Here is a 22,933-nt window from a genome sequence, read left to right as displayed (position 1 = left end):
GATAAGCCATGTCTGCCAATCAGGGCCGGGAGCCGGCCATAGAATTGATCAACGTGACCCGCCGTTTCGTTTCGCCCACGGGCAAGACGTTGACTGCGCTCAAGGATTTCAACATGACGGTCGAGCGCGGCGAATTTGTCGCCGTGGTCGGTCCCACCGGTTGCGGCAAGTCCACGACGCTGAACCTTGTCACCGGGCTGGCAAAGCCGTCCGCAGGTGAGGTTCGCCTGATGGGCGGCCCGGTGAACGGCATCGATCCAAGGGTCGGTTTTGCCTTTCAGAAGGATGCCCTCTTTCCCTGGCGCAACGTCATCGACAATGTCATGGCGGGCCCCTTGTTTCGCGGCAAGCCGAAGGCCGAGGCCGAGCAACTGGCCAAAAGCTGGCTTGCCCGTGTGGGCCTGTCGAAATTCCTGCATCACTATCCGCACCAGCTTTCAGGCGGGATGCGCAAACGTGTGGCCCTGGCCCAGACCTTCATCAACGAGCCCGAGATCCTGTTGATGGACGAGCCTTTCTCCGCGCTCGACGTGCAGACGCGCACGGTCATGCATGAGGAGTTGCTGAAGCTCTGGTCGGAGCGGCAGGCATCCGTGGTCTTCGTCACGCACGACCTCGAAGAGGCGGTGGCTCTGGCCGACAAGGTCTATGTTCTGACCGCCGGTCCTGCGACGGTGAAGTCCGTTTACAAGATCGAATTGCCGCGTCCGCGTGTCGTTTCCGAGATCCGCTACGAACCGGCCTTTATCGACTACTGCAAGACCATCTGGGACGACCTGCGCCAGGAAGTCGAAACCAGCTATCGCCGCGCCAGCGAAGCCGCCTGAGGAGGAGACGTGACATGACCGACATGACGATGGAAGCAACGACAGCCGCCTTTCGTCCCGGCACCAGCGACAAGGAGATCGAAGCCGCCGCGCTGGCGCGTATCAGGCGCCGCAAGCTGACGGTCCGTGCCTGGCAGGTGGGTATTCTGGTGGCGGTTCTGGGCCTTTGGGAGCTGGCATCGAACCGGAACTGGATCGATCCCTTTTTCTATGCAAGCCCGAGTGCTGTGGTTGAGCGCCTTCACGACTGGGCGGTGAATGGCACCACCGAAGGATCGCTGTGGTATAATCTGGGCGTGACGATGGAGGAGGCCCTGATCGGCTTTTTCAGTGGTTCGATTGCCGGCGTGGTGGTTGGCATCGGCCTTGGACGAAACCAGATGCTGTCCGATATTTTCTCGGTTTACATCAAGGCCATCAACTCCATTCCGCGTGTGGTTCTGGCGCCGATCTTCATCATGATCATGGGGCTTGGGCTGGCCTCCAAGGTGGCGCTGGCCTTCGTGATGGTGTTCTTCGTGGTCTTTGCCAATGCCTTTCAGGGCGTGCGGGAAGCCGATCGTGATATGATCGCCAATGCCCGCATTCTCGGCGCGTCGGATTGGCAGGTCACGCGGGCCGTCGTCATTCCCTCCGCCATGAGCTGGATTTTCGCCAGCCTGCATGTCTCCTTCGGCTTTGCGATCATCGGTGCGATCGTCGGTGAATTCGTCGGCGCGCGCTACGGGATCGGCCAGTTGATTTCGATTGCCAAGGGCACGTTCGACGCGGCAGGTATGTTCGCGGCAATCGTGCTGGTGATGATCGTGACGCTTGTTGCCGAATATGTCATGACGCTTGTTGAAAACCGCCTTGCCAAGTGGCGGCCGCAACAGAGCCTGGATACCCATTGAGACTCCATCAATCGCGGTGAAGGCGGGAATCGTCTTCGCCGCGATTTCATCATGATTGAAACACGGGAGGCGGGCGGTAATGTCCCGCATCACTGCCGTCTGGGTAGCCTTACCGTTACGGCAAGGCCGCCGGAGGCGGCGCTGCCAAGGGTAACGGTCCCGCCTGCCCCGTCCACCACCTCGCGGACAATGGCCAGCCCCAGCCCGCTGCCATCGGCCTTGGTGCCGATGATACGGTAAAATCGCTCGAAGACCTGGTCATGTTCGCTGACGGGAATGCCGGGTCCGGAATCTTCCACCCGCAGCACGACATGGTCTTCCACGCATTTAAGTCTCACCGTGACGTCGCCGGGGGCGGGGGTATAGCGCAGGGCATTATCGACCAGATTGACCAGCATTTCCCTCAGCATCGTTCCATCGCCCACCACGGGGGCTTTCTCCTCGGCATCCAGTCCAAGATCGATACCGCGCTGCAAGGCGTCCACGGCCTGAGCCTCCAGCACTTCGCGGGCTATCACCGCCATGTCGATATGCTCGGCCCGAGGCGCGCGGCTGCCGGGTTCGGCGCGGGTCAATGTCAGCAATTGCTCGGCAAGGCGTGAAACCTGCCGGGTGCTGCGCGTCAGCGCCTGAAGTGCTTCCAGCCGCGCCGCTTCGTCCTGCTCCCGCGCGGCGACGGCTGCCTGGGTGGACAAGAGTGTCAGTGGCGTGCGCAGCTGATGGGCAGCATTGGAGACGAAGCGGCGCTGGGCCGCCATCTGCTTCTGGACCCGGCCCATATAATCGTTCAGCGCATGAACCAGAGGCCGCAATTCCGTCTGGACACTGGCGGGATCGAAGGGTTCCAAGCGCTCCCGCTTGCTGGCGACCACGGCATCGCGAAGCCGAAGGACCGGCGCAAGGCCGCGCCGCAGGCCAAAGACCGTGACAAGCCCGGCTGCCGCGACGAGAACGGACTGATTGACAAAATCCGACCACCACAATCTGTGGCGAAGCGCTTTCTGCCCGTTGCGGGTGACAGCAATGACCACTGTGACAAGTCCATCTTCGCTCAGGCCCACCACGGGGTGGGTAATGGCCATGGCGCGAATATCCATGTCCCGGAACTGCATGTTCTGGCCGACCATCTGCTGGCGCGGTTCTGCCAGTCCCTCATAGCCGGCAATGATGTTTCCCCATGGAGTCGTGACCTTGTAGTAGACGCGGTCGCCATAGCCGGTATTGAAGATCTCGAGGGCCGCGGGAGGAATGTCTGCGGCAATCGTGCCGCTGCCATCGACATGGACGGCTTCGGCAATCATGCGGGCCGAGCCCAGAAGCATGTTGTCAGTGACGATTTCGGCGGTGGCATTGCCCTGGCGAAGGCTGAGAACCAGATTGATGCTGAGCACGATGACCAGCGTGGCAGTGACCCAGACGAGAAGTTGCCCCAACAGGCTTGCACGCAGCAGGGCAAGTCCGTCACTGGCCCGGCGCCACAGAAGGGCGGCCATGTCACAAGGCCCTCAGAAGGTAGCCAAGACCGCGCAGCGTGGCGATTTCCACGCTGGCGCCCTCGATTTTCTTTCGCAGGCGATGCACATATAGCTCGATCGTGGAGGGATCGACGTCTGCGTCGAAGCCAAAGACGCTTTGCAGCAATGCCGATTTCGAAACCGGCGTGCCGGAGCGCAGGATGAGGAATTCCAGCACTGAATGCTCTCTTGGCGTGAGCGCCAGCAGCGTGCCTCCGAGGAAAAATTGCCGGGTTGCGCTGTGAAGAGTAAGGTCGCCCACGGTGATTTCCGGATTGGCCAGATCGTGGCCGCGACGGATCAGAGCCCGCAATCGTGCTTCAAGCTCCGGAAGTTCGAAGGGTTTTGCCAGATAATCGTCGGCGCCTGCATCAAGGCCTGCAACCCGGCCATCGAGAGAGGCATTTGCGGTGAGGATGATGACAGGCGTCTTGTTGCCGGCCCGGCGGATATTGCGCAGGAGCGTCATGCCGTCGATTTTCGGCAATGAAAGATCGAGAACCATGGCGGCATAGTCGGCCACCGCCAGCATTTCCTCGGCCTCTTCCCCGTCATGCGCGACGTCCACCGTATAGCGGGCCTGGGTCAGGGCTCGGCCAAGCCAGCCGGCCAGATCAGGATTGTCCTCCACGATGAGCAGTCGCATGTAACCCCCTTGTTCCTCGCCCGAATGTCGGCACGCCTGCCTTTTCTTATAAGGCGAAGTGTTTGCAAAAGCCCATGGCTTTCACGGCTGCGGGACGCCGCCGTCAGGCCTCTGCCTGTTTCAGTCGCGAAAGGCAAGATCGGCCACAAGCGGCAGGTGATCGGATGCAAGCCGGCTGAGGGGTGAGAGCAAGGTTTCGACGAAGCTTGCTTCCAGGTGCCGGCTGATGAGAATATGGTCGATCCTCAGGATGGGAAAACGCGAGGGAAAGGTTGGCCGGGCAATCTTTGCCGCCGGATCGTCCAACATGCGCCGCAAGTCACGATAGGATGCCGAGCGGGATACGGCATTCAAATCTCCGGCCAGAATGAAGGCCTGATCGTCCCGGCGGGGATGGTCCAGCCAATCGGAGCCCATAAGAGCGGCAGCCTGCCTGTTTCTCTCCCCTCCCCGCAGGCCGAGATGGGTTGTGATGACATTGATCCTGCGTTGGTCCATGGCGATTTCCACCCATAGCGCGCCCCGCTGCTCGCCGGTGGAGGGCAAGGGCCCTGCCTTGACGAGCCGGCTGCGGCGGGAGGTCAGGATCGCATCGCCATATTTTTCCCCGGCAATATCGAGGGCGGGATGGAAATGCGCGTCCATGCCGATGTGGCGGGCAATCTCATTTGCCTGATCGGTAAAGGCGCTTCGGCCGCGATTCACGTCTACTTCCTGTAGGCAGACGATTTCGGCCTGGGAGCCTTCGATGACGGCGGCAATGCGGGAAAGATCGAGTTTGCGATCCGTTCCGATGCCGCCGTGGATATTATAGGTCATCAACCGGAAACTTGCCGGGTTCTTCTTCTTCCTTGAAATCATGCAGGGGAACCCATGGGCCCGGCAAATCGTTCCCGAACGCAAAACGGGAGCCCGGATTAAATGAAAAAGAAAATACTGCTGCATGGATTGATGCTGGTTGCGACCGTTGCGGCATTGTGGCTGACCTATAAGGCGCTCAGCCAGTTCTCTCTGGAGGACATCAAGACATCGCTCAGCGCTATTCCCGCCTCCGGCTTTGCGCTTTCGCTTTGCTTTTGTGCGCTGTCCTATCTTTGCCTGACAGGTTTCGACTATCTCGGCCTGCTTTACGCCGGGCACAGGCTTGAGTGGAGGAAAGCGGCCATCGCCTCGTTTTCCAGTCTCGCCATTGGCCATAATATCGGCCTTGCGGCGCTTTCAAGCGGCGCGGTTCGCTATCGTTATTATGCGCGCTGGGGTTTGAAGACGGAAGAAATCGCCAAGGTCATTCTGTTTTGCGGATCGACCGTTGCCATCGGGCTTATCGCGCTTGCGGGCATCTGCCTTGTGCTTTTGCCGGAAAGTGCGGCAAAGCTTGGGGGCATGGGCAAGGATCTTGCCTGGTGGCTTGGCCTTGCCTGCCTTGGCCTGATCGGGGCCTATATCGTCTGCTGCTTTGTTTTCAGGGGGACGGTCCGGCTGTTCAAATGGCGGTTTACCCTGCCCGAAGGCACGATCGGGATCATGCAGGTGCTTGTCGGCATTGCAAATTTTGCCAGCGTCGCGGCCTGCCTGCATTGGCTGGCACGCGCCAGCGCCGGATATTTCGAAACCACCACCGCCTATGTCGTTGCCAATTTGTCGGCGCTTGTGGCCCATGTTCCCGGTGGATTGGGAGTGATGGAGGCAACGATTTCCTTTCTGATGGGCAAGGATGCCTCCATCGGCGCGCTTATCGCCTTTCGCGTCGTCTATTTCTTCATCCCGCTGCCGCTTGGCGCCCTCCTGCTTGCCGTCAGCGAGTACCGCGCCTGGAAAGCACGAAGGACCGAAGACGAGGCGGACGTCAGAGACGTCAGGATGGTTTCGCACTGATTGGTAAAGACGGGTGCCCTGATACGCCACCCGCCCCGTTTCACAAATTCGAAAACGGGCACCACTTTCATGATGCCCGTATCGGTTTCAGCAACGGCCAGTGGCAGGTAAGGTCAGCCGGGTTCGCCCTCCGACGATTGCTTGGGCAGTTCGAAGCCCTGAAGCTTTGCGAGAGGCTTTACCTTGAACGGGCGCAGCGGCCACCAGGGCGCGCGGGGATCCACAAGACCGGTGGCAAAATGCAGGTCCGTCTTGCCGGGGGCGCCGGTGCCTGAGAAAGGCCTGAGGCCACGGCGTCCCATGTTCAGTTCCTCGATGGTCCTGACCAGCGAATTCGACTGACGGAATTGCCGCTCCACCGCAGCCTGGCTTGTGCCGAGATGTTCTGAAACGAGGCGATGGCGCAGGCTTTCGAGAATGCGCTCTTCTTGCGGGAGGCGGGCCTCGATGGCCACGTCCAGTTCCGTGTCGAGGCCGACCGAACGCTGGTTGAGATTAGCCGATCCGACCCTGATGAAGCGATTGTCGATCAGCAGGAGCTTTGCATGGACCAGCACTTCCTGCGGTTCGGCGGTATCGGTTGCAACCACGGGATAGAAGGCGCGGAAGCGCCCGTATTTATCGGCCTGCCTGAGCTTGCGGATCATGCGATCGCGATTTTCACCCAGCACGACCCGCTCGAGAAAGCCATGCGATGTGCGCGTGGTGATGACCACCACTTCCGGGCCGTCGGGTCTTAGCAGTTTCTGCTCGAGAATGTCGGCAACCTCGGCATTGGCGAAATACTGGCTTTCGATGTAGATGCATGTATTGGCGCTGGCGAGGCAGTCCAGCGTCAGCCGGAAGCTTTCCCGAACCGGCGGACTGTTGCGAATCGAAGGCTCGGTGCGGGCAAATCCTACCTCCATGTCAGAAAGCAGGTGCCGGGCGAGTTCCGGCACGGGAACGGTGTGGCAGCGCGGGGTCTCCAGTGTTTCTCCCGTGGCCTGAAGCCAGCGGCGGCGTGCCACCTCCCCTGCCGTTTCGGCGGCCTCGCCGTTCATGACCATTTGCAGGTCATGAACAGGTTCATAGGCTTCCCGCTTCGGCGTCACCCGCAACGGATCGTTGGCTCGATGCTCGGCGGTGTCCCAGCGCTTGTGCGTCAGGTCTATGCCGCCAACGAAGGCAAGGGCATCGTCCACCACCACCAGTTTCTGGTGATGGGAGCCGCGTACGGCATGGCGTGTATCGAGACGGAAATGAATGCGCGGATGCGCGTTCCAGCGCCGCCGTTTCAGAATTTTCAGGGATTTGCCTGAATAGACCGGGCCCATTGACCAGACAAGGATATGGATGTTGAGATCACGCTTGCGTTCGACCAGCGAAAGCAGCGTCTGGCCAAGCGTGGGCGAGCCCGGATCGGCAGGACGAAGCCTTATATCGGGGTTGAAATCCCAGCCGATAATGAAAACCTGTTCCCGCGCATGGCCGAGGCTTTCTTCCAGCGCTTCGAAATAATCAGCGCCATCGATGAGAAAGCCGGCCTTGTCCGCCGTAACGGTTCGCCAGACATTGTGTCCGGGCGCCATGATCGTGTCCGCAGGTGATACGGGCATTCTGGCAAAGTGCTTTTTCCAGTCCATCATTCCCCCGCGGGCCCGTCATGGCACAAGATCGTGCTTTCGCCTGCCCGCGTCTGCGTAACGGGGCAGCCGCGTCTTTGTTCCCTCGCCTGTTCCGGCGATGTTGCGAGGGCGGCGCGTGCTGAAAATCTATCGGAACAAATGCGCCGAAGATCCTGTTTCCCAAGCCTTCGGACCCGGCGCCCGCGAACCGGATGCCTTGCGCAAAGGATATTTCATGGCCTCGACGGCGTTTCCCACTGCCACCTACCGCCTTCAATTCCGCAACGGCATGACCTTTTCAGGCGCAAGGGAAATCCTTCCGCATCTCGTCGGCCTTGGTGTGAGCCACCTTTATGCCTCGCCGATCTTCACCGCCGCGGATGGATCGACGCATGGTTACGATGTTGCCGATTGCAACGAGATCGATCCGGAGCTTGGCGGCGAGGCGGGGTTTGTCGATCTTGTCGAAGGCTTGAGGGCGGCGGGGCTTGGTCTCATCCTGGATATTGTTCCCAATCACATGTCATCAGGTCTTAAAAACCGCTGGTGGCGGGATGTAATCGAGTGGGGCGAGGCCAGCCCTTTTGCCGGATTTTTCGACATCGACTGGCAGGAGCCGCTCACCCTGCCCTTTCTGGGCGCTCCTTTCGAGGAAGTCGCCGCGCAGGGTGAAATTGTACTGACATTCGACCCGGCTGAAAACCGGCTTTGCTTCAGCGTTTATGGGCAGGCCTATCCCCTGACACCTGCAAGCTGGGACCAATGCCTGTCGCGCTTGCCCATCCAGCCGGCGCGTCGGCTGGAGCGGCTTTCGCAAGATGCGGCGTGCGAAAAATGGGCCGAACAGCGCAAGGCGCTGAAATTTTCCCGGCAGGAGGCCGATGAACTGGCGCAAGCGCTTGAAGCGCTTTCGGCAGACAAGCAATTGCTGTCCCGCCTGCATGAGGCGCAGGCCTATCGCCTGGTGGACTGGCGGCTGGCAAAGTCGCATCTGACCTATCGCCGCTTCTTTGAAGTGACGGAGCTTGTCGGGCTGCGCGTGGAAGATGAAAAGGTCTTCGGCGAAAGCCACAGGCTCGTTCTGGATCTGGTATCGCGCGGGCTTGTGCAGGGCCTGAGGCTTGACCACATCGACGGTCTGGCTGATCCGGCGGCCTATCTTGCCCGGCTGCGGCAGGCGGTGGGGCCGGACATTTATATCGTCGTGGAAAAAATTCTGGAGAAGAACGAGACGCTTCCTGCATCCTGGCCGGTGCAGGGAACCACGGGCTATGAATTTTCGGCCAGTATTGCCGATGCGCTGGTGTGCCCCGATGGGTTGCAGCGTTTGCAGCAAGCATTTGCGATGCTGGGCGCGTCAAAGCCTTATGCCGAACAGCTTCTCGATGCCAAGGATCAGATGTTGTCGGTCAATTTTGCCGGAGAGGTCGATTATCTTGCCCGCCTTGCCCGCACCTGCTGCCCGCCCGGCCAGGCCTGCCCGCCGCTTGCCGCGTTGCAGGCAGGCATATGCGCGCTTGTTCGGCAATTTCCGGTTTATCGCACCTATGCCGATCGTCACGGCATGGAGGAAGGCGATGAAATTCTCATCGACGAGGTTGTGGAGCGTGCCCGTTCAGACGCCGCGTCCGCGTCGGGCGCGGCCATTTCCCATATCATTGGGCTGATGAAAGGCGAAGCTGCGGCGCACCGACGGGAAGAGATCCGGCGTTTTCGTGCCCGGTTCCAGCAATTGACTGGTCCAATCATGGCAAAGTCACTGGAGGATACCCTGTTTTACCGGTTCAATGCGCTTATTGCCTTGAATGAAGTGGGAGGAGATCCAGAAAAGGTCAGCGGGGTGGACAGCTTCCATTCTGCCATGCAGCAGCGTGTCCAGACGGCGCCCCATGCCCTTCTGGCAAGTTCGACCCATGACACGAAGCGCGGCGAAGATGCCAGAGCCCGGCTGTTTACCCTCAGTGAAGCACCGGAGGCGTGGCTTGCCGCTTTCGCCCGCTGGCGCGAGCGGCTTGCTGGCGAGGCCATGCAGCTGCCAGACGGTGTGGCGCCGGAACCGCAGGTGGAATGGCTGATGTTCCAGTCCCTGCTGGGCATGTGGCCCCTGCCCGCGCAGCTGGACGAACAAGATGAGCAAGGGGTGTCGCAGCGCTTTTCCGCCTATCTCTCCAAAGCGTTGCGGGAGGCCAAGCAACGCACCAACTGGGGCGATGAAAACGAGGCCTATGAAAAGGCCGTCCTCGCTTACGCAAATGGCCTTTTTGAACCCCGCAACGCCGATGTGCTTGCGGATTTCAAGGAATTTGCGGGCATGATAACTGCGTCCGGCATGATGAATTCTCTGTCCCAGACATTGATCAAGCTGACGGCGCCGGGCATACCGGACATCTATCAGGGCAGCGAATGGTCGGATTTCTCCCTCGTCGATCCGGATAATCGCCGCGAGGTGGCCTTTGCCGCACCACCCCGCACGGCGCCGCCCGCCACGGCAGATGAGTTTGCTGCTTACAAGGCATGGATGATTGCCAGGGTTCTGGCCCTGCGGCGGGACATGCATCCGGAGCTTTTCACGCAAGGCTCTTATCGAACCCTTTCGGTGGAGGGGCCGGCCGCTTGCCATGTCATCGCCTTCGAGAGAATGCGGGCAGGCGAAAGCGTCATCGTTCTTGCGCCGCGCTTGACGCTCGGCTGCATGGCGCAAGAGGGCTTGCTGCTCGATCCGGCGCTTCTTTCGGCCAGTAGCCTGACCTTGCCACAGCAGGCCGGGGCGAAAGGTTTTCAGGATATTTTCTCGGCAGAAAGGGTGGAAGGGCCGCAAATCAGCCTTTCCACGCTCATGCAAACTCACCCTGTGGCGCTGCTCAGGGCGTGTGAAGATTGAACCTCTACTGCATAATTCCTTAAATCGAAATCGATTTAAGGTGAAAATTATGCAGCAGATTTAAAGTGTTACAGCGCCGTGCGTTTGATAAAACGCACGGCGCTGTAGAGCCTTTCACGGAAACACAGTACACGACGCTGAGGAATTTGGCGTGGCCTACCCCCCTCTGCCTTGCCAGGCATCTCCCCCTCAAGGGGGGAGATTGCAATACGGACAAAGCGCCATTCTTCAAAGGCTATTTGTGAGGACGGCCTTTTTCAGGAATTTAGGCAGGGCCTTGATCTTGCCGATCTCCCCCCTTGAGGGGGAGATGTCCGGCAGGACAGAGGGGGGTAAGCCACACGCAAAACCGTAGCGTCGTGTACTGTGTCACGGAAACGGTGAAAGGCTCTAACTGTTCGTTTTTACGCATTTCCGGACGGAAAACCGGTTTCCACTTTTCCTGAAAATGCTCTATTCGCGTCGCCTACCAGAGGCGGGCGTGGCGGTTCACATCCTTGTAGAGAAGATAGCGGAAACGTCCGGGCCCTCCGGCATAACAGGCCTGCGGGCAAAACGCCCGCAGCCACATGAAATCTCCGGCCTCGACCTCCACCCAGTCGTCATTGAGCCGGTAGACCGCCTTGCCTTCCAGAACATAGAGGCCATGCTCCATCACATGGGTCTCCATGAAGGGGATGATGCCGCCCGGCTGGAAGGTGACGATGGTGACATGGAAATCATAGCGAATATCGTCAGGATCGATGAAGCGCGTGGTTCCCCATGCGCCATTGGTTTCCGGCATCATCGAAATCGGATGTTGATCCTCATGGGTAAACATGGCCGGGGGCGGCTCCACCCCTTCCACGGGCTGGAAAGCCTTGCGGATCCAATGGAAACGGGCAGGCCCCTGCCCTTCGTTCTTCAGGCTCCAGGCCGATCCCGCAGGCAGAAAGGCGAATGAACCGGGACGCAACAGATGACGTTGCCCCTCATGGATGATGCAGGGCGTGCCTTCCACGACGAATATCGCGCTTTGGGCACGCGGGTCGTTATCCGGCCTGTCGCTTCCGCCACCCGGCGCGACTTCCATGATATATTGCGAAAAGGTTTCGGCAAATCCGGTCATGGGCCGCGCAATGATCCAGGCGCGCGCGCCGGACCAGTGCGGAAGGAGGCTGGTTACAATGTCGCTCATCACGCCCTTCGGGATCACGGCATAGGCCGTCTTGAACACGGCCTTGCCGGAAAGCGTCTGGGTTTGCGGCGGCAGGCCGCCATAGGCGTTGAAGTAGCTATTGTCGCTCATGGAGTAGAGGCCCTGTCTGGTTCGGCAAATCGTCTTGTGGTCTGACTGGACATTTGCTGCGGCGCGCGCGCCCGCCAGAGCAAATTTCAAAATCCAGAAGACCGCGTATCTTGGGTAGCGCGTCATTCCCGCTCCCGCAAGATATTAACATTTAGGGCGCAGAAATCGCGAAAATGCGCCGCTTTTTCCCCGCTTGCGCCTTGAAACAGCCGCCTTCGGCGACCATTTTCAGGTCATCCCGTGGTCCGGGCCCCTCTGGCAGCAGCCGCCGGCGCTTCTGCGATGTCGGACCTTTGTCGACAGCGTTTTGCCGGCGAAGGAGTAGACCTGTGACCTTTCCCATCTTGCGCCATGACAGACCGGGCCGTGCCCCCCTCCCCGCATCCGACCGCCGGGATCGCAAGCCCAGAGGCCTTAATCCTCCCAATAGTGGCGGGCGTGTTCGTCTCTCTGATCGCGGCCTTGCTCGCCATTCGTTGCAGCGGGAGGTGATGTGATGATCTCGGAGTGGTTCATGGCTCTCCTTTCGGCGGTTCTGCTGGAGCCTTTCCAGGCGGAATACCAGTCACGGATAGCGCAATTGCAGGGATCTGCTGCCGTGGTCGAGCAGGCGCGCACCTGTGTTTCCGAGACGGGGACGCGCCTTCTCGACAAGGGGCTGAACGATCCATGGTGGGCTGCCCGCTCGGCCGTGGGACTGGCCACCGGCTTTGTGGAGCCGACCTCCCTGGCCCAGACCGTGCATCCTTCCTGCGCCGGGATTCTGGCGCAGGTAACGGATGGCGCGGAACAAGAAAACCTCTGACAAGTTGAAGGAATGAGACGTGATGACCATGCAAGCCGCGGCCCGTGTGATGGAGGCTGATATGAGCCATTCGGAATGGTCGGCAGACGATACGCCCGATGCCATTCGCGCCCGGCGCAATGTGCTGTTCGGGTATTGGGCGGGCGAACGCATGGGGCTTTCGGGTGAGGCCCTCTCCCGTTACGCCCGGCAAATGCATCTGGCCGATTATGTGGTGAAGGGCGATCAGGATCTGATCGTGAAGATCCAGCAGGACTTCGAGGCGATGAACCTGACGATCAGCCAGGCCGATGCGCTTCGCCTGCTTCGCTCGCTGCACCAGCAGGCCCTGCGCGAAAGTGGATGCACGGACTGACCATGAACGTTAAAAACGATCCGCCCTATGTTTCGAGCGAGGAGCCGGTTTTGCGCGGCTCCGATTTTCTTCTGCAAATTCTGGAGAAGGCCCGCGCCGAAAATGGCATTGAAATCGATGCAATCATCGGTCATCGCGGGCGGATCGGTGTTGCCTTCACCCTGCTGATCCTGGCGCTCCCCACCATTATTCCCTTGCCGGGCCCCTTCGGCATGGTTTTCGGAACCTGTCTGGCGATTGTTGCGCTCCAGATGCTATGGGGCGCAGACCGGCTGTGGTTCCCGGCCTTTATCGGGCGCAGAAGACTTCCGCTCAAAGTGGTCGAGGCCATGGCGCGTGTCGGCCATCCCTGGGTTTTGCGGGCTGAAGGCTGGCTGGAAAATGGCCGGCTTGGCTTGCTGACCGGAAAATCGGCGCGCATCCTGCTGGCGATCCCCATATTGCTTCTGGCGGTGCTGATCGCGCTTCCCATTCCCTTCGGCAATACGGTGCCGGCGCTGGCGGTGATTTTGATTGCAATTTCGCTTGCCGAGCGCGACGGGCTGGTGGTGCTTTTTGCCATGGGGGTGGCGGTTGCCGCCTGTGTGACGTCCTATCTTCTTTTCGGTGCGGCCCATTCCGCCCTTTCGACAGCCATGGCAGGCTGATCGTCTGCGGGCGCAGGCGCCTATAATGATGTGTCCGCAATGGGTATGAACAGCCCCAGCTTGACATCCCGCAGCACGACATTTGTGTGCATCCGGCGGATTTGCGGGTTTTCAGCCATGATGAGCGCTGCGATGTCGTCATAATGCTCGACATCGCGGGCCGTGACGATAGCGATCAGATCGACATGGCCGGTCACATAATAGACCTGCTGGATATGATCCTGCTTTTCCGCCCAGGAGCGGAATTTTGCCAGCGCATCGTAATTATCGCGTTCGATTTCCATGCCCACGATGAAGACCATGGGATGGCCGGTGGCCTTGCGGTCTATCACCGCAATTTCACTGCGGATCACCCCTTCCTCGCGCAGGCGCTTCAACCGTCGCTGCACGGCAGAGGTGGAAAGACCCACCGCCTCGGCAATTGCTTCTGCCTTCAATTGGCAATTGCGCTGGACCATCTGGATGATTTCACGGTCGAACCTGTCGAAGCGTTCCATTGCTCTTCTTCCTTGCGCGTCCCCTGATTTTCCGGGGCCGTCTGGCGCATTCTGTGAATGCAGGCTGCACCTTGTCAGGCTGTCTTACAATTGTAAAGTCAATCGCGCTTGGGAAAAAAACCCAAATTAGATGATTTTTTGCGTTTTATTCGTTCTTCGAGGTCGTTATGCGCATACATCTCTCGCAAATTGGCTATTATCTTCCGCACAGGCGCTGAGATCGGATTGAGAATGACAGTTGAGACACCCTTTGCCCTCGAGGCAAACGAGCTGCACAAACGTTTTGGGGAAAACGAAGTGCTGAAAGGCGTCTCGGTGAAGGCTGCGAGCGGGGATGTCATTTCCATTATCGGCTCGTCCGGCTCCGGAAAGAGTACGTTTCTGCGCTGCCTTAATTTTCTGGAAATTCCCGATCGCGGCACTGTTTCCATCAAGGGCGAGGAAATCCGCACCCGTGCCACCCGTTCCGGCATGGACGCCCGGAGCTGGCGTCAGGTCGAGCGCCTGCGGACCGGTCTTGGCATGGTGTTCCAGAGCTTCAATCTATGGGCTCACCGGACGGTGCTTGAAAATGTCATCGAAGCCCCCGTTCACGTGATGGGGGTGGCGAAAGCCGAGGCCATTACACGGGCCGAGGCATTGCTGCACAAGGTGGGCCTTTACGACAAGCGAAACAGCTATCCGGCTTTTCTTTCGGGCGGCCAGCAACAGCGTGCAGCCATTGCAAGGGCGCTTTGCATAGAGCCTGCGGTGATGCTGTTCGACGAGCCCACATCGGCGCTCGATCCCGAATTGGTTGGCGAGGTGCTGAAGGTCATCAGACAATTGGCTGAAGAGGGGCGGACCATGCTGCTGGTGACGCATGAAATGCGCTTTGCACGCGATGTTTCCAGCCACGTGCTTTTTCTCGATCAGGGACGTATCGAGGAGCAGGGACCGCCGGAACAGGTTTTCGGCGCGCCATTGAGCGCCAGATGCCGTGATTTCACCTCAGGGCTTGCTCAGTGACGGTTCGAAACCTGGTAGGTACCGATAGACAGGCCGCACCCGACAGGCTTCTGTTGCAGGTCGCGATGTTCTTGAATGTTCAAGCATTGTCAGAAAACCGGAAACCGGTTTTCTGGTCGTAAGTGCTTAAAAACAGACAGTTGGTGCGTTCCACACTTTCGCTGGAATGGCATCGATCACTCAAAGGGAGCTAGTGAATGAAAATTCTGTCCGTACTTCTGGCTGGAGCAGCACTTGCCGTTTCGGCCATGTCTGCTCATGCCGACCTTCGCTTCGGGATCATGAACGAATCCTATCCGCCCTTCTTTGCCAAGGATGCTGCCGGAAAATGGCAGGGTTGGGAGATCGACTTCATGGATGCGGTCTGCGCGGAAATGAAGGAAAAATGCTCGATCGTGGAGCTGTCCTGGGACGGCCTTATCCCTGCCCTGCAAAGCAAGAAATTCGACGTGATCTGGTCGTCCATGTCGGCCACGGACGAGCGCCGCAAGGTTATCGACTTCACGGACAAGTATTACAACACGCCCAGCACGCTGATCGGTCCAAAGGACCAGAAGCCCGGCGCGGCCGCTGAGGACGTGAAGGGCAAGACCATCGGCATTCAGGTTTCGACCATCCAGTCCGATTATTACAAAAAATATTTCTCCAAGGTTGCCGAGGAAAAGACCTATCAGACACTGGACGAGGCGTTCCAGGATCTTGCCGCAGGCCGTATCGATTATGTTTTCGGCGATTCCCTGCCGCTCGATGCGTTTTTGAAGAGTGATACCGGCAAGGATTGCTGCGCCAAGATGGGTGATGTCGCCGACGACCGCGAGGTGCTGGGCGCTGGTGTTTCCGGCGGCGTGCGCAAGGAAGATCAGGCGCTTAAGGCCAGGCTCAATGCCGCCATCGCGGCGGTTCGCGCCAGCGGCAAATATGACGAGATCACCCGCAAATATTTCAGCTTCGATATTTACGGCGCGAAGTAAGCACATCACCAATGGCCAGCACGTCTCCAAGCATTTTCGAATTGCTCGCCCCCTATCCGCCGGGTTGGGGTGGCGTGCTCTTGACGGGTGCGGCGGCAACGCTGGCCATTTCCGCCGGGGCCTTTGCCCTGGGGCTTGTTCTGGGGCTGGGGGGCGCGCTCGGCAAGCTCTCCGGCAACCGTTTCGGACTTGAGCTTCTGAATGTCTATACCACGGCCATTCGGGCTATACCGGAATTGATCCTCATCGTCGGGCTTTATTATGCCGGCACGGACGGGCTGAACCGTCTGCTCGTGAGCCTCGGGCTTCCGCCCGTGGAGGTCAACGGTTTTATCGCAGCCGTTGCGGTGCTGGGTTTCGTGCAGGGAGCCTATGTTACCGAGATCCTGCGTGGGGCCATTCTTGCCATTCCTGTCGGCCAGATCGAGGCGGCCAAGGCTTTCGGGATGGGGCCGGCGCTTCGTTTCCGGCGGGTCGTTCTGCCTGCGCTTTTGCCGAATGCGCTGCCGGGACTGGCCAATCTCTGGCTGTCCGTCACCAAGGACAGCGCCCTTGTCGCAGTGGTCGGCTATCAGGAGCTTGCATTGGCGACCCGCCTGGCTGGCGCCAGCACCAAGCAATATTTCGTGTTCTTTCTGGCGTCAGCTCTCCTCTATCTGATGATTACGCTTGTTTCGAATGCGGGCTTCAAGCTTCTTGAGCGGCGCGTGCGGCGTGGCCAGCCCGCTTTGCGATAGGGACTGAAAATGGATTTTTCCTGGATCGCCGCTTATTGGCCGCTGCTTCTGACAGGCGCAAGGCAAACGCTTGTGCTTCTCGTTCTCTCCGTCAGCCTTGGCTTCATCCTCGCGATCGGGCTTGCTTTCGCGCAGGTAAGCGGGGGAAGGATAGCGAGACTGTCGGCGCGGTCTTTTTGCACATTCTTTCGCGGGACCCCGCTGCTGATCCAGCTCTGGTTGCTTTATTACGGCGTCGGCTCGCTTCTTCCCATCGTGCCCGGCCTGCGGCAAAGCTTCCTCTGGCCCGTTCTGCGGGAAGGGTTTTTCTTCGCGGTCGTGAGTTTTACCCTCAATTATGCGGCCTATGAAGCCGAGGTGCTGCGCGGCGCGCTGCTGGCCGTGCCAAAGGGCGAGCTGGAAGCAGCCCGCGCCTTTGGCATGGGACGTTTCACGCTCGTTCGGCGCATCTGGTTGCCTCGCGCCATTCGCATTGCCCTGCCAACGATTGCCGGTGAAATCGTCATGCAGTTGAAGGCAACCCCCCTCGCCTTTACGGTCACGGTGATGGACCTCTATGCCGTGGCCTACAAGGTGCGGCAGGACACGCTTCTCGTCTACGAGCCGCTTCTCGTGGTTACGATCTTTTATTTGATCCTGACGGCGATGATCGCGCGGGCTTTCAGGCTGATCGAGGCTCAGGTTCCGGTTCGCCGCTGACATGGGGGAAATGTGTATTTCCAGCGAAGGCTGTCCTGCCGGGCAAAGGTCCAGCAGGTGACATCAACATCATTCAAATCAAGACGTCCGGATGAATGCGCGGACATTTCAGGGAGATCACAATGAAAAGGATGCTTATTCTCGACGGTGGCATGAGCCGCGAATTGTTGCGGCTGGGTGCCGAGTTGAAGCAGCCGGAGTGGTCAGCGCTGGCGTTGATGAATTCTCCGCAGATCGTGCGGCAGGTTCACGATGAATTCATTGCCGCCGGTGCCGATGTCGTCACCACCAACAGCTATGCGCTGGTACCATTCCATATTGGCGAAGAGCGCTTTGCGAAAGAAGGTGCCGCGCTTATCGCCCTCTCCGGGCGGCTCGCGCGTGAGGCGGCGGATGCCGTCAAGGATCGCAAGGTTCTCGTGGCGGGATCGTTGCCACCGATCTTTGGTTCCTATGAGCCGCAAAATTTCGACGCTCGCCGCGTTCAGGACTATCTGAAGGTTCTTGTGGCAAACCTCGACGCCTATGTGGATGTGTGGCTGGGCGAAACGCTCAGTCTGATTGCTGAAGGTGAGGCGGTGCGTGAGGCTGTTTCGGCCACGAACAAGCCGTTCTGGGTATCTTTCACGCTTGAGGACGGAGGCGAGGAGGTCGCCGGCGCCACGCCGAAACTTCGTTCGGGGGAAACCGTCGCTGACGCTGCGGCCTGGATCGCCGGTTCTGGCGCAAAGGCGCTGCTGTTCAATTGCAGCAAACCCGAAGTCATGCAGCGGGCCGTCGAAGTGGCCGCCGCGGTCTTTGCGGAAAAGGACGCCGATCTTGAAATTGGCGTCTATGCCAATGCCTTCGAAGGCGAGCAGGGCGACAGCGCCGCAAATGAAGGACTTCACGATACCCGAAAGGATCTGACGGGGGATCGCTATTCAAGCTTCGCCTGCTCCTGGGCAGAGGCGGGCGCTACCATGATCGGCGGATGCTGCGGTATCGGTGCGGAGCATATACACCTAATTTCCCGCGCACTGCGCTGAAGGATTATGGTTACTGAGTCACATCGGCTTCAGGATGGATTGAAATTGCCGCTTCACATGTTTTTGTCGCCGCTGCTTGCGGGACATGCGAAGCGGCCATGGCTGAGAACACCTGAGGGATCCGCTGTTGGATCCCATGAGGCCCAGGCCAGCCTTATTCCTTCTCTCCTGCCTTTGCGTTCAGTGCATCCTGAACCTCTCTGGCAAGCCTTGAAATCTTTTCGGGCACGGGTGCCTTTTCGATTTCTTGCAGCAGCATATGCAGCCTGTGGTCAAGGCTCTCCTTGCCAGGAGTGGGAGTATTACCGGTAGAGCTTTTTTTAATCATGTCTCACGCCACGCCGTTGTGGTTTGAATTTATCTTTTCACTACGCAGGTTGTTGCCGGTTGGACTACTTAAAAAAAAATCAGAGCTGCTCTACAGCGCCGTGCGTTTTATCAAACGCACAAAGGGCGCTGTAACACCCTAAATCTGCTGGATAATTCGGATTCCAATTTTTCTGGGATTGCTCAACGAAATAGCCGTTGCCCTGTCGGCTTTGATTGAAAGAACGCAGGTAAAGGAATCTGGAGTGGCGCAATGCATCCAATGCCAGTCATGATTTTGAAGTTGGACAAAAGCCACGATTATGTTTTCGGGAAAACCGGCTTTCTTTTTCGGTCCTCCCGCAAGCGCTCCTTGAGGATCGTCTCCGGTTACAGCGAAAGCTTGCTTGCCGTGGGTCTGCCGCCCGCCTGCCGGATAAGATTGGCGTAGAGATTGGAGTAGCGTTCGGCACTTCTTTCCCAGCTATAATTGGCCCGCATGGCCTGAATTTGCAACCTTCGCCATTCCTTTGGCGAGGCATAGGCCTGAAGAGCGCGACGCAGCGCGTGTCTCAAACCATCCGTCGTTACCGGATGGAATTGAAAACCTGTTGCTGCCTTAGCCGATAACGCGGCGTCATTCGCATCGATGATGGTTTCAGCGAGGCCTCCGGTGCGGGACACGACAGGAACGCAGCCGTAGCGAAGCGCGTAAAGCTGGGTAAGGCCGCAGGGCTCGAATCGCGAGGGCTGAATGATTGAATCGGCACCTCCATGAACCCGGTGGGCAGTCTCTTCATCATAGCCGATCTGCACGGCCATGCGTCCGGGATAGCGCTCGGCTACGGCATGAAGAGCCGCTTCGATGGCTTGATCCCCCTGGCCGAGAATAAACAACTTGCCGCCGCCATGGATGATTTCATCGGCAGCTTCGGCCATCATGTCCATGCCCTTTTGCCATGTGAGGCGGGTAACGGCGGCAAAAAGCGGACCATCATCGTTCTGGAGGCCGAAGCGGTTTTGCAGCTCCATCTTGTTGAGGCGCTTCAGTCCGATCGTCTTCTGGTCGAAGCGGGCAAACAGGTGTGGATCGTTGGCTGGATCCCAGATTTCGCTATCGATCCCGTTGACGATGCCCCACAATTTATTGCGTCGGAGCGACAGCACGCCCTCAAGGCCCATGCCGAAGCGTTTTGTCAAAATCTCGCGTGCGTAGGTGGGACTCACAGCCGTAATCAGATCGGCCGTCATGAGTCCGCCCTTGAGAAAGCAGATGTCGTTATAGTATTCGAGGCAGTCCGTAGTGAAAACGGACGGCGGCAGACCGATGGCATGCAGGAGAGATGCGGAAAACTGCCCCTGAAAGGCGAGATTGTGGATGGTCAAAACGACCGGGACCCGGCAATCGCGTTCGCGCATATAGACTGAGGTCAGAGCCGTCTGCCAGTCATGGGTGTGCACAAGATCGGGCTGCCAGCCCGGCAGGGCTCCAGACGCAATCTCGGCGGCGGCAAGCGAAAGCAGCGCAAAACGCCGCCAGTTGTCTTCGTGGTCCTTGCCCTCGGCATTAATATAGGGACCGCCGGGACGGTCGAAAAGGGCGGGAGCATCCAGAAGAAACAGATCCAGACCTTCTGCCTGCACGGCATAGAGTGCTGCCGTTTCACCCAGAAGATCCTCGAATTCCATGAGAGGGCGCCGGTCACGGATCATCGGTCGCAGGCTTGCATAAGCGGGCACGAGGGTGCGTGTCGCAATGCCAAAACGCATAAGTGCTTTGGGGAGCGCGCCAGTGACGTCGGCGAGGCCGCCGGTCTTGATCAGGGGGAAAATCTCGGATGTCACCGACAAGACCCGCATCTGGCCCTCTTGTATACGGCTGCCTCTACCAAGATAGCCTATTGCAGATGGGGCGGGAGGGGGCGCATTCGAATGGAGAAGAGAACGCATACTAAGCCTCCTTCTTGCTGCGCTTGGCTGCCTTTGGCTTTGCAGGCGTTGGATCGACGGGAACATCCGCCATTTCGGCTTCGGGGGATTGATGAATGACAGCCGCCTGCGCCACCCGGCGGCGGGTGCCAGCCCTGGCCTTTTCCGCGGATTGCGAAAGCGATTGATATTCCTGGAAGGCCCGATCCCAATGAAGAGCATCTCGACCGTGAGGCCGCCCTTCCTCTTCCCATAAGGCGTATGCTCGCTTTTCAACCCACTCTGTGTCGAATGGCTTCATTTCCTGTCTCCCGTTGACCCTGTCAGAACGCAGGATGGAGGTGAACTGTTCCGCATGAAGGCGAGCTTATTGTGCGATTGCTCAAATAGTATTTCAATTTAAAATTGCTTTCAGATTCATTAAAGTAGTCGCTCTAAAGCGTATCGCGATCTTTCAGATTCGCTCCTGACGCTTTACGCCGTTGTTTTTTCGCATGTCGTTATCGCAAAACCGCTGCACACTTTTGCGCGACATGCTTTGACGATATCGTGTCTGGCTGACCCTGAGATTCATGCTGAAAGTTGACAGCGTTGACACCTGTCAACGAGGCGGCCTTTTGCCAAGCTAATTTTCTAAAGCTTCTGGAACCGCACGGGAAGCGTGGCGTTTACACGCATATGGCTGTAGCAGGAGGGCTTGCGGTTGCCTTTAAGCACTTGGAAAGGCAATTCGTCTTCATTTCGGAGGCAACGGCAGGAACGCCCTTTGGCTTTACGGACATTTTCCAGATTTTCAACCTCAGGGAAGGATCGCAGGCTTGCGAAAGCGTGACAGGTCAGGAACGGATGCCGTGGCGGAGGCGATCCCATCTCTAAGGGCTTTTGCGCTCGGATTGTGCCTTGATCTACAGGAAGGCGATCCTCTCGTGGAGGAAACCCTGGAGGTCGTTCTGTCGGGAAATGAGAGTGCTCCATCCGGCATGGGTTGCAAAACCTGGCTGCTCTTCCTTGTGCGCCGTACCTTCTATCGGCGAGCGAAGCCGGGCTCCACAAGGTCAAGGACCGCTCGAAGCGGCTCGAAGGTAGCGGGCGGGACGGCAGGGAACGGTTTTTCGCTTGCCTCGGCACAGATTCTGGCGGCGCTTGGAAGGCTTCCCCTTCACCATCGCGAAGTTGTCGTTCTGGCCGTCATGCTGGGCGAGCGCTATGAAGATGCGTCAATGATTTGCGCCTGTCCTATGGGTACTGTAAAGAGCCGCCTCAACCGCGCGCGACGCCGGCTCGGCAGAGAGCTTGCGCTTTTCCAGCAGCGCCCCTGAATGCACAGCGTAGCGGCGTAAATCTGACCGTTTCCGGTAAAATATCAGCGCTTGCCAACAATCTGATCCACACACTCGGCGATTTCGATCATGCCAAGGGAGTTTTCGTCAAAGCCTTCGCCTTCCGCGATACGCTGGACCCAGCCTGACGCGCTCATTTGGGATGTCAGCATTTGCGGCCATTGTGAACCTGCGGGCAAAGAAGGTAGCAAGGTGTTGATCTTGCCGCGGGAAAGCCGCAGTCCGCGCTCTTCTAGAGCGCCTTCAACTGTGACGCATACCAGCTCGCCATGGCTGGGTGCTGTGTGAAGATGCACCGCAATTTCAACAAGCATTCCGTCTGCCGCTTCCATGATGGCTTCTCGCTTGCTGTCCGTCAGAGGAAGCCATTGCAGCCTCGGCAGGCATGGGCGATCCTGAAGCCAGAGTGCCAGATCAACAAGATGATGCCAGAATTGTGCCTCCTGATGACGGTAAGCGGCTTCATTTTCTGCCGGCATGGCAAGATAGGCATCAATTCGGATTGTCTCGATCACGCCGGAAGGCGCATTGCGAAGCCGCTCCCTCAATTCGCGCTGCCTATCGCCCAGGCGATAGGGAAAATCAATCTCGATCCGCTGGCCAAGGGAGCGGGCAGCTTCCAAGACTGCTCGCAGTTCATCGGCGCAACGTCCGATAGGCTGTAGTGAAAGGACGGGGAGGGAGCGGGCCAGGGCACACAAGGCATGTTCGGCATTGCTGGCGCTGCTGCTGTTGATGACCAGCCCGTTGATGTTCCGCTTGAGAAGTGCCTCAAGGTCAAAGGTGCGGAAAGCCCGCGGAGCAAGGGAGAGAGCGGCCATGGCATCGCAGGCCGCCGTTTCGGCAAAGGCCGAGATTTCAGCGTATGGCGCACACCCAAGTGATGCCATGCAGGCCCGTGCATCACGATCGGCTCCCAGAAATCCCAGCCGCAGCGGCATTGCGCCAGAAATGGTCTGATCCTGGATCATTACGGGCATATTCATTGATTATCCTTGGCACTCAAAGCGATTGGGCCGCTTATTGGAAGATGGACGCAGGGAGGGTACAGGCAGTATCCGACGGTTCGCCTCAAGCCTT

Annotated in this window: 23 protein-coding genes; 13 read left to right on the top strand and 10 right to left on the bottom strand. The window is 58.7% G+C overall.

The window, feature by feature from the left end; translation table 11 throughout:
• Positions 1-8 precede the first annotated feature (8 nt).
• Together T424_RS0108620 and T424_RS0108615 are read left to right on the top strand one after the other, a co-directional pair.
• Entirely contained in the window at positions 9-827 is an 819-nt protein-coding gene (locus tag T424_RS0108620) for an ABC transporter ATP-binding protein (protein ID WP_027487367.1), read from the top strand.
• Positions 828-841: 14 nt separating this feature from the next.
• Positions 842-1,720: an ABC transporter permease gene (locus T424_RS0108615; RefSeq protein WP_027487366.1), complete on the top strand. Its 879-nt coding sequence runs from the start codon at positions 842-844 to the stop codon at positions 1,718-1,720.
• A gap of 89 nt (positions 1,721-1,809) precedes the next feature.
• On the opposite strand, the gene T424_RS0108610 is transcribed toward T424_RS0108615, so the two are convergent.
• The 3 genes from T424_RS0108610 to T424_RS0108600 form a co-directional block, all read right to left on the bottom strand.
• The gene (locus tag T424_RS0108610) at positions 1,810-3,213 is read right to left on the bottom strand and encodes a sensor histidine kinase (protein ID WP_037067092.1); all 1,404 of its coding nucleotides are present in this window, start codon (positions 3,211-3,213) and stop codon (positions 1,810-1,812) included.
• A 1-nt stretch (position 3,214) separates the two neighbouring features.
• Entirely contained in the window at positions 3,215-3,880 is a 666-nt protein-coding gene (locus T424_RS0108605) for a response regulator (protein ID WP_027487364.1), read from the bottom strand.
• A 120-nt stretch (positions 3,881-4,000) separates the two neighbouring features.
• Complete coding sequence (locus T424_RS0108600) at positions 4,001-4,741, bottom strand: endonuclease/exonuclease/phosphatase family protein (RefSeq protein ID WP_051558879.1); 741 nt, start codon at positions 4,739-4,741, stop codon at positions 4,001-4,003.
• Between the two features lie 60 nt (positions 4,742-4,801).
• Here T424_RS0108600 and T424_RS0108595 point away from each other — a divergent pair, with 60 nt between their 5' ends.
• Positions 4,802-5,755, top strand: coding sequence for a putative bifunctional lysylphosphatidylglycerol flippase/synthetase (locus T424_RS0108595; RefSeq protein ID WP_027487362.1), 954 nt, complete (start codon positions 4,802-4,804; stop codon positions 5,753-5,755).
• Positions 5,756-5,868: 113 nt separating this feature from the next.
• On the opposite strand, the gene T424_RS20565 is transcribed toward T424_RS0108595, so the two are convergent.
• Entirely contained in the window at positions 5,869-7,326 is a 1,458-nt protein-coding gene (locus tag T424_RS20565; protein WP_161712552.1) for a phospholipase D-like domain-containing protein, read from the bottom strand.
• Positions 7,327-7,597: 271 nt separating this feature from the next.
• On the opposite strand from T424_RS20565, the gene treY reads away from it, so the two are divergent.
• A complete protein-coding gene (gene treY / locus T424_RS0108585; protein ID WP_027487361.1) occupies positions 7,598-10,243 on the top strand; it encodes a malto-oligosyltrehalose synthase in 2,646 nt (881 codons plus the stop codon).
• Between the two features lie 466 nt (positions 10,244-10,709).
• Here treY and T424_RS0108580 read toward each other — a convergent pair whose 3' ends face one another.
• The gene (locus tag T424_RS0108580; RefSeq protein ID WP_027487360.1) at positions 10,710-11,531 is read right to left on the bottom strand and encodes a bifunctional allantoicase/(S)-ureidoglycine aminohydrolase; all 822 of its coding nucleotides are present in this window, start codon (positions 11,529-11,531) and stop codon (positions 10,710-10,712) included.
• 514 nt (positions 11,532-12,045) lie between these two features.
• Here T424_RS0108580 and T424_RS0108570 point away from each other — a divergent pair.
• The 3 genes from T424_RS0108570 to T424_RS20555 are packed head-to-tail and all read left to right on the top strand — an operon-like array spanning position 12,046 to position 13,338.
• Positions 12,046-12,336 carry a hypothetical protein gene (locus T424_RS0108570; RefSeq protein ID WP_154664858.1) on the top strand — a complete coding sequence of 97 codons (291 nt, stop codon included), beginning with the start codon at positions 12,046-12,048 and terminating at the stop codon, positions 12,334-12,336.
• A 22-nt stretch (positions 12,337-12,358) separates the two neighbouring features.
• Positions 12,359-12,691, top strand: a complete 333-nt coding sequence (locus T424_RS20560; RefSeq protein ID WP_051558876.1) for an ATPase inhibitor subunit zeta — start codon at positions 12,359-12,361, stop codon at positions 12,689-12,691.
• 2 nt (positions 12,692-12,693) lie between these two features.
• Positions 12,694-13,338, top strand: coding sequence for an exopolysaccharide biosynthesis protein (locus T424_RS20555; RefSeq protein WP_161712550.1), 645 nt, complete (start codon positions 12,694-12,696; stop codon positions 13,336-13,338).
• Between the two features lie 20 nt (positions 13,339-13,358).
• Here T424_RS20555 and T424_RS0108555 read toward each other — a convergent pair whose 3' ends face one another.
• Positions 13,359-13,835 carry an Lrp/AsnC family transcriptional regulator gene (locus T424_RS0108555; RefSeq protein ID WP_027487357.1) on the bottom strand — a complete coding sequence of 159 codons (477 nt, stop codon included), beginning with the start codon at positions 13,833-13,835 and terminating at the stop codon, positions 13,359-13,361.
• 231 nt (positions 13,836-14,066) lie between these two features.
• Here T424_RS0108555 and T424_RS0108550 point away from each other — a divergent pair, with 231 nt between their 5' ends.
• The 5 genes from T424_RS0108550 (at position 14,067) to T424_RS0108530 (ending at position 18,278) form a co-directional block, all read left to right on the top strand.
• Positions 14,067-14,843 carry an ABC transporter ATP-binding protein gene (locus T424_RS0108550; protein ID WP_027487356.1) on the top strand — a complete coding sequence of 259 codons (777 nt, stop codon included), beginning with the start codon at positions 14,067-14,069 and terminating at the stop codon, positions 14,841-14,843.
• Between the two features lie 197 nt (positions 14,844-15,040).
• Positions 15,041-15,814 carry a transporter substrate-binding domain-containing protein gene (locus tag T424_RS0108545; RefSeq protein ID WP_027487355.1) on the top strand — a complete coding sequence of 258 codons (774 nt, stop codon included), beginning with the start codon at positions 15,041-15,043 and terminating at the stop codon, positions 15,812-15,814.
• Positions 15,815-15,825: 11 nt separating this feature from the next.
• A complete protein-coding gene (locus tag T424_RS0108540; RefSeq protein WP_027487354.1) occupies positions 15,826-16,551 on the top strand; it encodes an ABC transporter permease in 726 nt (241 codons plus the stop codon).
• Between the two features lie 9 nt (positions 16,552-16,560).
• Entirely contained in the window at positions 16,561-17,250 is a 690-nt protein-coding gene (locus T424_RS0108535) for an ABC transporter permease (RefSeq protein WP_027487353.1), read from the top strand.
• Positions 17,251-17,372: 122 nt separating this feature from the next.
• Positions 17,373-18,278, top strand: a complete 906-nt coding sequence (locus T424_RS0108530) for a homocysteine S-methyltransferase family protein (RefSeq protein ID WP_027487352.1) — start codon at positions 17,373-17,375, stop codon at positions 18,276-18,278.
• A 154-nt stretch (positions 18,279-18,432) separates the two neighbouring features.
• Here T424_RS0108530 and T424_RS22500 read toward each other — a convergent pair whose 3' ends face one another.
• The 3 genes from T424_RS22500 to T424_RS0108515 all read right to left on the bottom strand — a co-directional run bounded on the left by T424_RS22500 (position 18,433) and on the right by T424_RS0108515 (position 20,814).
• On the bottom strand, positions 18,433-18,606 hold the full coding sequence (locus T424_RS22500; RefSeq protein ID WP_154664857.1) for a hypothetical protein: 174 nt from the start codon (positions 18,604-18,606) through the stop codon (positions 18,433-18,435).
• 368 nt (positions 18,607-18,974) lie between these two features.
• Positions 18,975-20,444, bottom strand: coding sequence for a glycogen synthase GlgA (gene glgA, locus T424_RS20550; protein WP_051558875.1), 1,470 nt, complete (start codon positions 20,442-20,444; stop codon positions 18,975-18,977).
• 91 nt (positions 20,445-20,535) lie between these two features.
• Positions 20,536-20,814, bottom strand: coding sequence for a DUF2934 domain-containing protein (locus tag T424_RS0108515; protein ID WP_027487351.1), 279 nt, complete (start codon positions 20,812-20,814; stop codon positions 20,536-20,538).
• A gap of 550 nt (positions 20,815-21,364) precedes the next feature.
• Here T424_RS0108515 and T424_RS0108510 point away from each other — a divergent pair.
• On the top strand, positions 21,365-21,832 hold the full coding sequence (locus T424_RS0108510; RefSeq protein WP_154664856.1) for a sigma factor-like helix-turn-helix DNA-binding protein: 468 nt from the start codon (positions 21,365-21,367) through the stop codon (positions 21,830-21,832).
• 44 nt (positions 21,833-21,876) lie between these two features.
• Here the strand turns inward: T424_RS0108510 and T424_RS0108505 are convergent, their stop codons facing one another.
• Positions 21,877-22,839, bottom strand: coding sequence for a Gfo/Idh/MocA family oxidoreductase (locus T424_RS0108505; protein WP_027487349.1), 963 nt, complete (start codon positions 22,837-22,839; stop codon positions 21,877-21,879).
• Between the last annotated feature and the right edge of the window lie 94 nt (positions 22,840-22,933).

This window comes from Allorhizobium undicola ORS 992 = ATCC 700741, from assembly GCF_000621665.1.
Taxonomy (GTDB): Bacteria; Pseudomonadota; Alphaproteobacteria; order Rhizobiales; family Rhizobiaceae; genus Allorhizobium; species Allorhizobium undicola.
This window is presented reverse-complemented; position numbering and strand designations above follow the sequence as displayed.

Bases quoted from the DNA above. Each gene is read 5' to 3' on its own strand.
- T424_RS0108620 (WP_027487367.1), top strand. From the start codon at position 9: ATGTCTGCCAATCAGGGCCGGGAGCCGGCCATAGAATTGATCAACGTG.
- T424_RS0108615 (WP_027487366.1), top strand. From the start codon at position 842: ATGACCGACATGACGATGGAAGCAACGACAGCCGCCTTTCGTCCCGGC.
- T424_RS0108610 (WP_037067092.1), bottom strand. From the start codon at position 3,213: ATGGCCGCCCTTCTGTGGCGCCGGGCCAGTGACGGACTTGCCCTGCTG.
- T424_RS0108605 (WP_027487364.1), bottom strand. From the start codon at position 3,880: ATGCGACTGCTCATCGTGGAGGACAATCCTGATCTGGCCGGCTGGCTT.
- T424_RS0108600 (WP_051558879.1), bottom strand. From the start codon at position 4,741: ATGATTTCAAGGAAGAAGAAGAACCCGGCAAGTTTCCGGTTGATGACC.
- T424_RS0108595 (WP_027487362.1), top strand. From the start codon at position 4,802: ATGAAAAAGAAAATACTGCTGCATGGATTGATGCTGGTTGCGACCGTT.
- T424_RS20565 (WP_161712552.1), bottom strand. From the start codon at position 7,326: ATGGCGCCCGGACACAATGTCTGGCGAACCGTTACGGCGGACAAGGCC.
- treY (WP_027487361.1), top strand. From the start codon at position 7,598: ATGGCCTCGACGGCGTTTCCCACTGCCACCTACCGCCTTCAATTCCGC.
- T424_RS0108580 (WP_027487360.1), bottom strand. From the start codon at position 11,531: ATGAGCGACAATAGCTACTTCAACGCCTATGGCGGCCTGCCGCCGCAA.
- T424_RS0108570 (WP_154664858.1), top strand. From the start codon at position 12,046: ATGGCTCTCCTTTCGGCGGTTCTGCTGGAGCCTTTCCAGGCGGAATAC.
- T424_RS20560 (WP_051558876.1), top strand. From the start codon at position 12,359: ATGACCATGCAAGCCGCGGCCCGTGTGATGGAGGCTGATATGAGCCAT.
- T424_RS20555 (WP_161712550.1), top strand. From the start codon at position 12,694: ATGAACGTTAAAAACGATCCGCCCTATGTTTCGAGCGAGGAGCCGGTT.
- T424_RS0108555 (WP_027487357.1), bottom strand. From the start codon at position 13,835: ATGGAACGCTTCGACAGGTTCGACCGTGAAATCATCCAGATGGTCCAG.
- T424_RS0108550 (WP_027487356.1), top strand. From the start codon at position 14,067: ATGACAGTTGAGACACCCTTTGCCCTCGAGGCAAACGAGCTGCACAAA.
- T424_RS0108545 (WP_027487355.1), top strand. From the start codon at position 15,041: ATGAAAATTCTGTCCGTACTTCTGGCTGGAGCAGCACTTGCCGTTTCG.
- T424_RS0108540 (WP_027487354.1), top strand. From the start codon at position 15,826: ATGGCCAGCACGTCTCCAAGCATTTTCGAATTGCTCGCCCCCTATCCG.
- T424_RS0108535 (WP_027487353.1), top strand. From the start codon at position 16,561: ATGGATTTTTCCTGGATCGCCGCTTATTGGCCGCTGCTTCTGACAGGC.
- T424_RS0108530 (WP_027487352.1), top strand. From the start codon at position 17,373: ATGAAAAGGATGCTTATTCTCGACGGTGGCATGAGCCGCGAATTGTTG.
- T424_RS22500 (WP_154664857.1), bottom strand. From the start codon at position 18,606: ATGATTAAAAAAAGCTCTACCGGTAATACTCCCACTCCTGGCAAGGAG.
- glgA (WP_051558875.1), bottom strand. From the start codon at position 20,444: ATGCGGGTCTTGTCGGTGACATCCGAGATTTTCCCCCTGATCAAGACC.
- T424_RS0108515 (WP_027487351.1), bottom strand. From the start codon at position 20,814: ATGAAGCCATTCGACACAGAGTGGGTTGAAAAGCGAGCATACGCCTTA.
- T424_RS0108505 (WP_027487349.1), bottom strand. From the start codon at position 22,839: ATGAATATGCCCGTAATGATCCAGGATCAGACCATTTCTGGCGCAATG.